The 12,482-nt window shown below is 69.5% G+C and carries 12 protein-coding genes, 1 tRNA gene and 1 pseudogene; 7 read left to right on the plus strand and 7 right to left on the minus strand.

What is annotated here, in order from left to right:
* The 4 genes and pseudogenes from GGR16_RS26300 to GGR16_RS21600 form a co-directional block, all read left to right on the plus strand.
* Positions 1 to 141, plus strand: a pseudogene (locus GGR16_RS26300) (4-hydroxythreonine-4-phosphate dehydrogenase PdxA); the annotation flags it as partial.
* 55 nt (positions 142 to 196) lie between these two features.
* Positions 197 to 1,189, plus strand: coding sequence for a Bug family tripartite tricarboxylate transporter substrate binding protein (locus tag GGR16_RS21590; RefSeq protein WP_343059923.1), 993 nt, complete (start codon positions 197 to 199; stop codon positions 1,187 to 1,189).
* A gap of 207 nt (positions 1,190 to 1,396) precedes the next feature.
* Positions 1,397 to 1,897, plus strand: a complete 501-nt coding sequence (locus GGR16_RS21595; protein WP_183318108.1) for a tripartite tricarboxylate transporter TctB family protein — start codon at positions 1,397 to 1,399, stop codon at positions 1,895 to 1,897.
* A gap of 51 nt (positions 1,898 to 1,948) precedes the next feature.
* Positions 1,949 to 3,466, plus strand: coding sequence for a tripartite tricarboxylate transporter permease (locus GGR16_RS21600; protein ID WP_183318111.1), 1,518 nt, complete (start codon positions 1,949 to 1,951; stop codon positions 3,464 to 3,466).
* A gap of 99 nt (positions 3,467 to 3,565) precedes the next feature.
* Here GGR16_RS21600 and GGR16_RS21605 read toward each other — a convergent pair whose 3' ends face one another.
* On the minus strand, positions 3,566 to 4,966 hold the full coding sequence (locus GGR16_RS21605; RefSeq protein WP_183318113.1) for an NAD(P)H-dependent oxidoreductase: 1,401 nt from the start codon (positions 4,964 to 4,966) through the stop codon (positions 3,566 to 3,568).
* A gap of 162 nt (positions 4,967 to 5,128) precedes the next feature.
* Between GGR16_RS21605 and GGR16_RS21610 the strand changes: the two genes are divergently transcribed.
* Complete coding sequence (locus GGR16_RS21610; protein WP_183318115.1) at positions 5,129 to 5,848, plus strand: GntR family transcriptional regulator; 720 nt, start codon at positions 5,129 to 5,131, stop codon at positions 5,846 to 5,848.
* 33 nt (positions 5,849 to 5,881) lie between these two features.
* Here GGR16_RS21610 and GGR16_RS21615 read toward each other — a convergent pair whose 3' ends face one another.
* Complete coding sequence (locus GGR16_RS21615) at positions 5,882 to 6,361, minus strand: BA14K family protein (RefSeq protein WP_246373243.1); 480 nt, start codon at positions 6,359 to 6,361, stop codon at positions 5,882 to 5,884.
* Positions 6,362 to 6,645: 284 nt separating this feature from the next.
* Here GGR16_RS21615 and GGR16_RS21620 point away from each other — a divergent pair, with 284 nt between their 5' ends.
* Entirely contained in the window at positions 6,646 to 7,260 is a 615-nt protein-coding gene (locus GGR16_RS21620) for a glutathione S-transferase family protein (RefSeq protein ID WP_183318117.1), read from the plus strand.
* A gap of 37 nt (positions 7,261 to 7,297) precedes the next feature.
* Here GGR16_RS21620 and GGR16_RS21625 read toward each other — a convergent pair whose 3' ends face one another.
* Both GGR16_RS21625 and ada read right to left on the minus strand, forming a co-directional pair.
* Positions 7,298 to 8,032 (minus strand): 2OG-Fe(II) oxygenase, encoded by a 735-nt coding sequence (locus tag GGR16_RS21625; RefSeq protein ID WP_183318119.1) that lies wholly within the window; start codon positions 8,030 to 8,032, stop codon positions 7,298 to 7,300.
* On the minus strand, positions 8,029 to 9,102 hold the full coding sequence (gene ada / locus GGR16_RS21630; protein WP_183318121.1) for a bifunctional DNA-binding transcriptional regulator/O6-methylguanine-DNA methyltransferase Ada: 1,074 nt from the start codon (positions 9,100 to 9,102) through the stop codon (positions 8,029 to 8,031). The genes GGR16_RS21625 and ada overlap by 4 nt, the downstream gene beginning before the upstream one ends.
* Before the next feature lie 254 nt (positions 9,103 to 9,356).
* On the opposite strand from ada, the gene GGR16_RS21635 reads away from it, so the two are divergent.
* Positions 9,357 to 10,550, plus strand: coding sequence for a diguanylate cyclase (locus GGR16_RS21635; RefSeq protein WP_183318122.1), 1,194 nt, complete (start codon positions 9,357 to 9,359; stop codon positions 10,548 to 10,550).
* Between the two features lie 38 nt (positions 10,551 to 10,588).
* On the opposite strand, the gene GGR16_RS21640 is transcribed toward GGR16_RS21635, so the two are convergent.
* The 3 genes from GGR16_RS21640 to GGR16_RS21650 form a co-directional block, all read right to left on the minus strand.
* Positions 10,589 to 10,665 (minus strand) — tRNA-His (locus GGR16_RS21640).
* Positions 10,666 to 10,816: 151 nt separating this feature from the next.
* Positions 10,817 to 11,365, minus strand: coding sequence for a phasin family protein (locus GGR16_RS26540; RefSeq protein ID WP_183318123.1), 549 nt, complete (start codon positions 11,363 to 11,365; stop codon positions 10,817 to 10,819).
* A 587-nt stretch (positions 11,366 to 11,952) separates the two neighbouring features.
* Positions 11,953 to 12,336 carry a phasin gene (locus GGR16_RS21650; RefSeq protein WP_019402004.1) on the minus strand — a complete coding sequence of 128 codons (384 nt, stop codon included), beginning with the start codon at positions 12,334 to 12,336 and terminating at the stop codon, positions 11,953 to 11,955.
* Positions 12,337 to 12,482 lie beyond the last annotated feature (146 nt).

The raw sequence follows: 12,482 nt of genomic DNA on the forward strand, positions 1-12,482 counted from the left end.
GCCCACGGCACCGCCTACGACATCGCCGCAAAGGGCATCGCCAATATCGGCGCTACACGCGCCGCATTCAGCCTCGCCGCAAATATCGCCGCGAAGCGGCTTGCGGCGCAGGAGCCGGACATCCGCACGGCGGCCGGCTGAACAATCCGCCCGATCAGTGGCGGCCCGGAAGAAGAAACTGGAGGAAACGATGATGATGAAAAAGGCGCTGATGGCTGCGACGGCCCTCGTCGCGGCGCTGGGCATCTCGGCGGCGGAAGCGGCGTGGAAGCCCTCGAAGCCGGTCGAGTTCGTGGTCACCTCCGGCGCCGGCGGTGGCACGGACCAGTTCGCCCGCACCGTGCAGGCGATCATCACCAAGCACAACCTGCTCGACCAGCCGGTGGTCGTGGTCAACAAGGGCGGCGGCAGCGGCGCCGAGGGCTTCGTCTACGGCAAGACGGCCGCGGGCGAGCCGCACAAGGTCATCTTCGCCACCAACAACGAGTGGCTGCTGCCCCTCGTCGCCAAGCTCGCCTTCAAGCCGGAGGACCTGACCCCGGTCGCGGCCATGGCGGTTGACGAATTCCTGCTCTGGGTGCCGGGCGATTCCCCGCATCAGGACGCCAAGAGCTTCATCGAGGCGGCGAAGGCTGCGCCGGGCAAGGTGAAGATCGGCGGCAGCCAGTCGAAGGACACGGACCACATCCTCGTCAAGCAGATCGAGAAGGCCGCCGGCATCAAGGTGACCTACGTGCCCTTCAAGAGCGGCGGCGAGGCGGCGACCCAGCTCGCGGGCGGCCATGTCGAGGCCAACACCAACAACCCGGCGGAGAACCTCGGCCAGTGGAAGGCCGGCGGCGTGCGCCCGCTGTGCGTCTTCGCGCCCGAGCGCATGGCCAGGGGCGAGCCGGTGGTGGACGGCAAGGGCTGGGCGGATATCCCGACCTGCAAGGAGGCCGGGGTGCCGCTCGAGCACTACCAGATGCCGCGGACCGTCTTCCTGCCCGGAGGCGTGCAGCAGGACGCCGTCGACTTCTACGTCGATCTTCTGAAGCAGGTGCGCGAGAAGCCGGAATGGCAGGAGTACATCACGCGCACGTCGCAATCGAACCGCTTCTTCGCCGGCGAAGACTTCCAGACCTTCATCAAGAACAACGAGGATGAAGGCCGCGCCGTCATCGCCGCCGAAGGCTGGCTGGTGAACTGAGGCGTCGAAGTGCTCTCGTCCCTGCGCAAGTCGCTTACCGATTTGCCGGGGACTGGCGCGGGGTGGAGGCGTGACAGGGAGCGCACAGCCTCCTGCATGCTGCACCACCCCACCCCTGCCCCTTCCCGCAAGGGGGAGGGGAAACGTCATCGCCGCTCGCTGAATGAACAACGACAAGAGCGGGCGGGCCAATCGAGGAGGAGACCCATGTCGACGAACGAAAGAAGCCTCGTCTCCCGCTTCGCCATGGAAATCGCGACGGGCTGCGCCACGCTCGTCGCGGGCATCGTCGTCGTCCTCGGCGCCATCGAGTACGAGACCGGGTGGGACGAGGGCGGGCCGCAGCCCGGCTATTTCCCGTTCTATGTCGGGCTCATCATCATCGCCGCGAGCCTCGGCGTGCTGGGGCAGGCCTTCCTCAACCACAGGCGCTCGCGCGAGGCCTTCGTCACGCGCGAGGGCTTTGCGCGGGTGATGGCGTTCTTCCTGCCGCTCGCGGCCTTCACCGTCGGCTCCTACGTGCTCGGCCTCTACGTCGGCACCTTCGTCTATCTCGCCGGCGTCATGATCTTCCAGGGCGGCTATCGCTGGCCCTTCGCGCTCGCCGTCGCCGGCGGCATCACGGGCTTCTTCTTCGTGCTGTTCGAGCGCTGGTTCCAGGTGCCGCTGCTCAAGGGGCCGCTCGAAGCCCTCCTCGGCATCTACTGACGCACCACCGCACCAAGAAGCCGCGCACAGCGGCCAGCAGGGAGAAAACGGGTGGAAAACATCGCTTCCCTCATGCATGGTTTCGGCGTCGCGCTGACCATGCACCACGTGCTCCTGATGATGCTCGGCGTGCTGCTCGGCATCCTCGTCGGCGTGCTGCCGGGCCTCGGCGCACCCAACGGCGTCACGCTGCTGATGCCGCTGACCTTCTCGATGGACCCGATCTCGGCCATCATCCTGCTGACGAGCATGTACTGGGGTGCGCTGTTCGGCGGCTCCACGACGTCGATCCTGTTCAACATCCCGGGCGAGCCCTCCTCGGTTGCGACCACCTTCGACGGCCATCCCATGGCCAAGCAGGGACGCGCCACGGAAGCGCTGACCTACGCCTTCCTCTCCGCCGGCTTCGGCGCGCTCGTCGGCGTCGTGCTGATCACCGTGCTGTCGAGCTGGGTGGCGAAGTTCGCCCTGCGCTTCTCCTCGCCCGAGTTCTTCGCCGTCTATTTCCTCGCCTTCGCCTCCTTCATCGGCCTCGGCGGGTCCTCGCCCTTCAAGACCGTCATCTCGATCATGCTCGGCTTCGCCTTCACGGCGGTGGGCATGGACACGGTATCGGGCAGCCTGCGCCTCACCTACGGCATCGACGAGCTCATCCGCGGCATCAGCTTCCTCGTCGCGGTCATCGGCCTCTTCGGCATCGGCGAGCTGCTGCTGACCATGGAGGAGGGGTTGCGCTTCGACGGGGTCAAGGCGCGCGTGTCGCCGCGCAAGGTGTTCGAGACGCTGCTGACGCTGCCGCGCTACTGGGTGACGCTGCTGCGCTCGGCGGCCATCGGCTGCTGGATGGGCATCACCCCGGGCGGGCCGACGGCCGCCTCCTTCATGAGCTACGGCCTCGCCAAGCGCTTCGCCCGGCGGCGCGAGGGCTTCGGCAAGGGCCGCGAGGAAGGCGTCATCGCGCCCGAGACGGCGGACCACGCCGCGGGCTCCAGCGCCATCCTGCCCATGCTCGCCCTCGGCATTCCCGGTTCGGCCACCGCCGCCGTGATGATGGGCGGCCTGATGATCTGGGGGCTGACGCCGGGGCCCATGCTCTTCATCGAGCAGAAGGACTTCGTCTGGGGCCTGATCGCCTCGATGTACCTCGGCAATGTCGTCGCCGTCGTGCTCGTGCTCGCCACGGTGCCCTTCTTCGCCGCCATCCTGCGGGTGCCCTTCGCCATCATCGGGCCAGTCATCCTCGTCATCTGCGTCAGCGGCGCCTATACGGTGGCCGGTGCCTCGTTCGACCTCTGGCTGGTGCTGATCTTCGGCGTCGTCGGCTATGTCTTCAAGAAGCTGGACTATCCGATCGCGCCCATGGTGCTCGCCATGGTGCTGGGCGACAAGGCGGAGGACGCCTTCCGCCAGTCGGCGATCATGTCGGGCGGGGACCTGTCCATCTTCTGGTCGAACGGGCTCGTCGCCACGATCATGGCTCTTGGCGTGCTGCTGCTGGTGTGGCCGCTCCTGTCGCTCGTCGTCCAGCGCCTGCGGCCGTCGCGCGATGTCGGGGCGACGACCGCCTGAGCGCGCCCCTCCCCTTTCCTCCCCTGGCGGCAGCGTTCACCCGCTGCCGCACCTTCTCCACCCCGGGGCCATCGGCCCCGGGGTTTTTCTCGTCCCGCCTCAGGCCGCGGCCGAATGGCCGAAGAAGGCGACATCCTGCGCCTGGCGCAGGGCCAGGAGAACCGAGCCCGAGGCGATCTCGATGTCGGCCATGGTGACGAGCGCCCCCTGCCGGACGTCGCGCACCAGGCGCTGGTTGGCGGCGAGATAGAACGGCGCCGGTGCCGCTGGCGACAGCGGCGCGGCGGGCTGCAGCTCGGCACCGAGACCGTCGATCGTGTGATGATGGCCGCCCATGGCGAGCACCGTGCCGGCCGGCAGGTCGCGCTGCGCCCGCGCGACGAGATCGTAGCGGGGCTTCGGCGCCGCGGCGCCGGTCGAGGCGCCGTGAATGGCCGCCTCGAGCACGCTCGTCGCCGCTTCGAGGCCGAGCAGGTGGCGCGGCAGGAGGATCGTCGCATGGTTGCCGGTGCGACCGACGAGATGGCCCTTCTCGGCGAGGATGCGCCACGTCTCCTCGCTGGTGCAGCGCACGACGACGAAGACGCCGCCGGCCGCGCTGACCTCGTGCGCGCCGCGCAGGCAATGGAACACGTCGAGCCGGCCGGTGCCCGCAAGCAGCCCGCCGTCCTCCGCCGGACACAGGAGCGAGGCCACCTCGTCGATGCGGGCGATGGGTGCGTGCAGGTCCGGCCGGTCGAACGACAGCTCCGTCGCATTGGCGACGAGGAGCAGCTCGCACAGGTCCGGCACGGCGCGCTGGGAAAGCGCCGCCGCGGCGCGGGACCGGGCGGCGACCCGCTCATCTGCCGCCGCATCGCCGAGCCGGCCGAGGCCGGCGAAATCGGGTACCGGGACCGTGCGGCCGTTGCTGGTGATGGCCCCTTCCGCCGCATCGAGCACGAAGTCGTATTCGCTCGACTTGCCGGCGGCGACGATCTCGAAGCCGAGCACTTCGGCCCAGGAGATGAGGCCGATCAGCAGGCTCGGCTGGTCGCCGTCGACGGGCGTCACGACGACGCCCTTCTCCCGCGCACGGCGGGCGAGCTCCGGCCCGACGACGCTGTCCACCTCCTTCGAGACGAGCACGAGATGCCGGCCGGCCGCGATGGCAAGCTCGCCATGGCGGGCGCCGGCTTCCGGATGGCCCGTCGCCTCAATGACGACGTCGATCGGCAGGTCGACCACCTGGGCAAGATCGCCGGCGGCGATGAAATCGCCCGCCGCCCAGGCCGCCTCCGCCTGTTCGGCCGTCGCGCAGCGGCGGATGCGCTCCCCCGGGATGCCCACGGCGCGCAAGGCCGCAGCGGCGGTCGCGCTATCGACGTCGACCGCGACGCGCGCATTGACCGCCTTCATGTGCTGCGCCTGCAGGAGAAAGCTGCGGCCGAAGCTGCCGGTGCCGACGATGGCGGTCTCCACGGGCGGACGCTCGGTGGCGAAATAGCGATGGTAGTTCATGGGGATCCTGTGGCGTTCCTGTCGTTGCGGGTCTTCTTGGCGGGGCCGCAAGGCCGCACGTCATGGACATGATGGCAAATTGCATGCAATATGGCCATCAAGATTCACGTTTCGCGCCTTATTCTACCGACACAGGCATGAGTGCATTCAATTGGAGGATTGATGGAGGACACGCAGGCGGTATCCCGCGGCCGGCTGACGTCCGCCGTTGCCGAGAGGATCCGCGACATGATCGTCGGCGGCGACCTGCCGGCGGGCGAGCGCATCGGCGAGCGCGCCCTGATGGAGCGGCTCGGCGTCACACGCACGCCGCTGCGCGAAGCCTTCAAGGTTCTGGCGGCGGAAGGCCTCGTCGAGATCGTGCCGAACCGCGGCGCGCTGGTGACGCAGCTGTCGCTCGCGGATGTCGATGCGGCGATGGAAGTGCTCGTGGGGCTGGAGACGACGGCGGCCCCGTTCGCTTGCGAGCGGGCGCGGGAGGACGAGATCGCGGCCATCGCCGATCTGCACCGGCGCATGGCGGAGGCGCACCGCGCGGGCGACCTGATGGGTTATTTCCGCCTCAACCAGGCGATCCACGAAGGCATCGTCGACGCGGCCCACAATGCCGCGCTCTCGCGGGTCTATCGCAGCGAGAGCGCCCGCATCCGCCGTTATCGCTACACGGGGAACCTGGACGAAACGCGGTGGGCGCGGGCGCTTCAGGAGCACGCCCAGATCCTTGATGCCCTCCAGCTGCGCGCGGGGGCGCTGCTGCGCGAGATCCTGCGCGCCCACCACCTCGCCGGCTGGCGCGTGACGCGGGCCATGCTGGCCGATACCGCACCCGGCGAGAAGAAGCCGCCGCGCCGCCGCGCCCGGGCAAAAGAAAACCCCGCTTGAGGCGGGGCTCCAATCAGCCGTGCAAGAGGGCCGTCAGTAATAGGGCGAAACGCACTGCTGGCGCGGCCCGTTGTAGGGTTGGAAGGTGTTGTCCGCCGCGCGATACGACCGGTAGCGGTCATAGCACCAGCGCACGTGCGCGTCGCTCATGCTTCCGCTGCGATAGACGGGCGGCGGCGCAGCCTGAGCGGCCTGGCCCGCGATGATCCCGCCGACGATGGCGCCCGTCGCGAAGGCCGCCGGCGGGAACCACCAGTCATTGTAGCGGCGCCAGCCCGGCCGCGCGTAGCGATAGCCGCGATGGCCGTTGTAATAGTAATAGTCGCCGCGACGATAGAAACCGCGGTCGACATAACGCGGCGAGCGGTACCTGTACTGCACGGTCTCGATCATCTCACCGGCCGGCATGGCCCGCTCCATCCCCAGCGGCATGGCCTGCGCCGTGCCGCCGCTGCCGCCGACGGCAGCCAGGGCCAGGGCCGCCGCACCTGTCATGGAAAGCAATAGCTTCATCGTTCCGTCCTCCATTCTTGCAATGTGGGCCCAGACTGCCGCCGGCCCGCTGAACCAATTCTGAATGTGGAATTAAATAATCGTAATGTTCCTCACCGGAAGAGGCGCAAAGCTATCCATGAACACAACGCTTTGCGAGGGGCACAAGTTCCCACCCCCCGCTTCGATCCTTCAAGATCCCGGATTGTTCACGCGCAGGAACATAGCTGTTCGCAACAACTCTGCCGTTGACTTCCGCGACGGCCGGGACAATCTGCGGTCCCAGCAACCGGCGGGAGCCACCCATGTCCGAAGAGGTCACCTTCTATTACAGCCCGCGCTCGCGGGCGGTCATCGTGCACTGGATGCTGGAGGAGGTCGGCGCGCCCTACCGCGTCGTCACGCTCGACATGGAGAAGCGTGAGCACAAGGCTCCCGATTTCCTCGCCATCAATCCGATGGGCAAGCTGCCGACCATCGTGCACCGCGGCGTCGTGGTGACGGAAACGCCGGCCATCATCGCCTATCTCGCCGACGCCTTTCCCGCCGCCGGACTTGCTCCGGCAACGGACGATCCGGCCCGCGGCGCCTATTACCGCTGGCTCTTCTTCGGCTCCGGCTGCTACGAGCCGGCGACGCTCGACGTCATGCTGAAGCGCGCGCCCCTCGAGGGACAGCAGAAAGGCATGGCCGGCTGGGGCTGCCACGAGGACGTGCTGGCGACGCTGAAAACGGCCCTCACCCCGGGTCCCCATCTTCTCGGCGACCATTTCACGGCTGCGGATCTCTACATCAGCTCGGAGCTGGCCTGGGGCATGATGATGGGCGTCCCCGGCCTCAAGGGCGAACCGGTGTTCGACGGCTATATCGCGCGCCTGCGCGAGCGCCCGGCCTTCAAGCGCAGCATCGGCGCCAGCTGAACAAGTGGGGCGGCGCCCCAGGGCCGCCGCCGCTCCTTCACGTCGCGTCGTGGAAAATGACGCCGAGCGTGTGCCGGCGCCCCGCGCGCACGCGGCTGACGCCATGGCGCAGGTTGACGCGATAGGCGCCCTTCGCGCCATCGACGGGGCGGTTGTGCACGGCAAAGATGACCGCATCACCCCGGCGCAGCGGCACCACCTCGGCCCGGCTCTGCATGCGCGGGCGCTGCTCGGTCAGCACGAACTCGCCGCCGGTGAAGTCCTCGCCCGGCTGCGACAGCAGCACGGCCACCTGCAGCGGGAAGGCCAGCGCGCCGTAAAGGTCCTGGTGCAGGCAGTTGTAGTCGCCCGGCCCGTAGCGCAGCAGGAGCGGCGTCGGCCGCCCCTGCCCGGCGGCGTGGCATTGCGCCAGGAAATCGGCATGGTTGCGCGGATAGACGACATCCACCCCGAGCCGCACATTCCAGCGATTGGCGATCTCGGCGAGCGGCGGATAAAGCGCCGTGCGCAGGGCGGCGATGAGGTCCGGCAGCGGGTAGCGAAAATATTTGTACTCGCCGCGCCCGAACCCGTGCCGGGCCATATGGATATGGCTGCGGAACCACGCTTCCTCATCGTAGAGCGCGGCGATGCCGGTGCATTCATCCGCGCTCAGAAGGCCGGGGAGCACGGCGCAGCCGAAGCCGTCGAGCTCCTGCGTCAGGTCCGGCCAGCCGTAGCGCGCAACACGGTCGGCGGCGGTGTCCGGCGCCATTTGCGCAAGGGCCGTCATGCCTTCGCCTCCCGGGCGAGGAGCGCGCGCTTGCGCTCGACGCCCCAGCGATAGCCGGAGAGATCGCCGTCGCGGCGCACCACCCGGTGGCAGGGCACGGCGATGGCGAGGCCGTTGGCGGCGCAGGCATTGGCCACGGCCCGCACCGCTTCCGGCCGGCCAATGCGCCGGGCGAGATCGGCATAGCTCACCGTGCTGCCGGGCGGAACCTCGCGCAGGGCCTGCCACACCCGCTGCTGGAAGGCCGTGCCCCGCAGGTCGAGCGGCAGGTCGAGCCCGAGCGAGGGCGCATCGACGAGCCCGACGACCCGGGCGACGAGATCGGCGAAGGCCGGGTCGTCGCCGACGAGGCTGGCGCGCGGGAAGCGGTCCTGCAGATCGCGGGCGAGCGCCTCCGGATCGTCTCCGAGGGCGATGGCGCACACGCCCTTGTCGCTCGTGGCGACGAGCACGGCGCCCAGCGAGGACTGGCCGATGGCGAAACGGATCTCGGCATCCTCGCCGCCGCGGCGATAGGCCGTCGGCGTCATGCCGAGCATGGCGTTCGACGCGGCATAGAAGCGGCTGTTGGAGTTGAAGCCGGCCCCGTAGATGGCCTCCGTGACGCTGACATCCGCTTGCGCCAGCTCCTCGCGCAGGCGCCGCGCGCGCTGGGCCGTGCCATAGGCCCGCGGGGTGATGCCCGTCACGGCCTTGAAGACGCGGTGGAAGTGGAAGGGGCTGAGGCCGGCCGCCGCGGCGAGCGCCGCAAGGTCCGGCATCTCCTCGGCCTCGTCGATCATGCGGCAGGCGCGCGCCACGGCGGCGGCATGGCGGCTCGCCGCGGGCGCCGCCGCTTCGTTCGGCCGGCAGCGACGGCACGGACGGTAGCCGGCGGCTTCCGCTGCCGCGCAGCTGTCGTAGAAGGCGACGTTCTCGCGCCGGCCGCGGCGCGACGGGCAGGTCGGCCGGCAATAGACACCCGTCGTGCGCACCGCATAGACGAAGCGCCCGTCGCTCGCTGCGTCCCGGCTGAGCACGGCCTGCCAGCGTGCATCCTCCACCGGCTCTGTCCTCGTGATGACGTTCATGGTCCTTGGCCCTCCGTGGAACGTCATCCCATCTATCGCGCTTCCCGCCGCGGGGCACTCCGCTCCTTGCTGCCGAATTCGGCGCGGCAAGCCCGTCGAGGATAGTGCCCCGACGGCCGATGGTCACGCCCGCGCCGCACGCCGGCCGGCGCCGTCGCCGGCAATCTGCCGGATCCCCTGCAAAATTCGTGGCTATCGCCCCGGCGACGCGGTATCGGCATTGCTCCAGCCATCAGCATGCCCGAGGCACGGCCGTGCTCGATCTCGTGACCGCCCTCGTCCTGTGGTCGTCGGCCACCGCAACGGTCGCCGTCGTGCTGTTCATCGTGTGGTGGCGGAACCGGGCGTTCGTGGCGAGCCTCTGGTGGTCGGGGGCCTTTGCCCTGATGTCCGCCGGCAGGCTGCTGCTGGCCCTGCGCGGGCACGTCGCCGACACCTTGGCCATCGAGATCGCCGTCGCGCTGTCGCTCGCCGGCTTTTCCCTGTCGCTGACGGGGTTTTCCGTGCTCGACCGGCTGCGGCCGCGCCCGTGGTTCCTGCTGCCGCTCGGGCTCTGGGTCCTCGGCTGCCTCACCCCGGCCTTCGCCGCGAGCGGCAGCTTCCGCATCATGCTGGCGCACGGTACGGCCGGGCTCGCCTATCTCCTCCACGTCGCGGTGCTGCGACGGGCGGGGCGGCGCTCGCCGGCCCGGCACTGGCTCTCCCAGATCTTCTGGTTTGCCGCCGGCCTCAACCTCGTCTCGCTCGTCCTCGCCGCGCTGTTTCCGCCCGCGGATTTCTTCTCCTACCGGTTCGCCGCCGTGGCACTCGTCGCCGGGCTCGCCGCGCTGGTGGCAACCGTCATCGCGGGCGCCCGCCTCCTCGTCGAGGAAACCGAGCAGGGACTGCGCCAGCTCGTCGAGACCGATCCCCTGACGGGTGCCCTGAACCGGCGCGGCCTTGCACAGCGCTTCGACGCCATGACGGCGAACGGCCGGCGGGATCCGCCGCTGCTGGCGATGCTCGTCTTCGACCTCGACCACTTCAAGCGCGTCAACGACCGGCACGGCCACCAGGCCGGCGACCTGGCGCTCGCCCATTTCGCTCGCATCGCAGCCGCCAGCCTCAGGGAGGGAGACGCCTTCGCCCGCCTCGGCGGCGAGGAGTTCGCCGCCTGCCTGCCCGTTTCGAGCCTGGCCGAGGCCAAGGCCGTGGCCGAGCGCATCCAGGGCGCCCTCGGATCCACGCCGCTGAGCGTCGAGGGCCGGTTCATCACGATCACGTCGAGCGTCGGGGTGAGCACGCGGCCGCGGCCCACCGCGACCCTCGACGAACTCATCGCTGCCGGCGACCGCGCGCTCTATGCCGCAAAGGCCCACGGCCGCAACTGCATCATGACCGATGACGACACGCCCGACGGCGACGAAAGACGCGTGCGGCAACGGACGCACGTTGCGCCGCAGGAGTGATCACCCGCCGATCATCGCAAAGGTTTTTCAGAGGAAGATGGTACAGCTGCCCCGGCTTGAACGGGGGACCTCCTGATCCACAATCAGGCGCTCTAACCAACTGAGCTACAGCTGCACAGCCCGGGGAGCCGCAGGCTCCGCAGTCAGGCGGAAACTAGGCGCATCGCTTTGCGATTTCAAGCCCCTTCGCCGCAGCGCGAAGGGGCTGTTGACAGCGGCCCCGCGCAGGGGCCGCAAGGCGTTCTGCCGCCCGGGATCGGGGGGCTTCAGCCGCCCCGCTTCAGCCGGGTTTCCTTGCTCCAGGTATCGACGATGCGGCGCACGGGACTGATCGAGGTCTCGGCGACGCGCCCCGTCGTCTCGGCGATGTCCTTGAGACGCGACGACGTCATCTCGTAGCCATGCCGCCAGCCCTTGGTCTGCAACTGCACGGCCTCCGAGAACGAGCCCGCGCCGAGCAGCTGCCGCCACAGGCCGAAGGCGGCATCCGCCTGCGCGCGCATGAGGTCGAGCACCTTGCCGTTGATTTCCGCGGCGCCCTTGGAGGCGATGCCGGCGCTCTCGGCGAGGCCGCCCTGCAGCTGCTCGAGCGACTGCCGGACGACGGCATAGCCGTCACGCGCCTGCGTGAGGCCGGCCCGGGTCAGCGCCTCGGCGCCCGACGCCGTCTGCCGCTCACCGACAGCCGCCTCGACGCGCCGGGCCGCCTCGGCGCCCCGATCCAGCGCCTCGGCCACCGTATGCGCCACCGCCCGCGCCGTCCGCGCCACCGAGGAAGGGGCCTCCGGCACGGCCTTGGCGACCGGCGGGGTCACGGGCGGCGCCTTGACGAGAGGCTTTACCGGCGCGGCCGCGACCTTGCCGGCACCAGCTGCCGCCTTGGCCGGCGTCGACGCTGTGGCCGCGGGCTTGGCAGCGTTTGCGGGCTTGGCGGGCTTGGCAGCCTTGGCCGGCTTCGCGGTCTTGGCCGGTTTGGATGCCGGCGCGGATTTCGCCGCCGGGGCAACCCCTGTCGACGCCGGCTTCGGTGCCGGCTCGGGCCTCGACACCGCGACGGGCGCCGCCTTCACGGCTACCGGCTTCGGCGCCTGCGCCACGGCGACAGGCGCCTTGGCTGCAGCCTGCCCGCCAGCGGGCTGCCCGGCCGGTTCCTTCGCCGTATCCTTGGCGGGATTCCCGGCGGGTTCCGACGGCTTCGGAGCAGGCGGCGCGGACGACACGGGCCCGGCAGACGTTGCTGGCTTGGCGGGCGTGGCGGCAGGTGTCCCGGCGGCGGGCGCGGCAGGCGCCGGCTTCGCCCCCGGGGCATCCTTGGCCTGCGGACCCTGACCTGGCGGCGATGCCCCGTTCGACTTCGCAGTGGCCATGGTCGATCTCCTTCACATGTTACGGAACGCTGGCCTCAGGCCTTGCGCTTGGTCGCTTCGCCGACGACCTTCTCGGCGGCGGAGCCGAATTCCTTCATCTGCGACTGCAGGGACGCGAGCTGCTTCTGCAGGTAGTCGGCCTGCAGCTGCATGGCCTCCTGCATGTCCTTGGCGCGGACCAGCTTCTGCGCCAGGTCGAAGGCGGCAGCGATGTTCTGCTCGGCGAAGGACAGGGTGCGGTGCGTCAGGTCCTGGGTGCTGGACTGGACCGTCGTGGCCGAGCCCTCGAAGGCGGTCACCGCCTTCTGCGCGGCAGTGATGAAGCCATCAAACGCCTTGCGCGCCTGCTCGACGCTGCGCTCGGCGAAATCACGCATCTCAGCGGGAATTTCGTAGTTGGGCATATCCTTGGCGTCCATGGAAACCTCCTCGGGTTATGCCGGCCTTGGGCCACGGCGGAATTGTTGCGTTGCAATATACCATTGTGCGGCGCAAACTCAACCCACGGCACCGCCGCCTCCGTGCCGTTAACGCTACCGCGAGGTCGCAGGGAAAGACAGCAAGG

The organism is Chelatococcus caeni (genome assembly GCF_014196925.1).
Classification (GTDB): domain Bacteria; phylum Pseudomonadota; class Alphaproteobacteria; order Rhizobiales; family Beijerinckiaceae; genus Chelatococcus_A; species Chelatococcus_A caeni.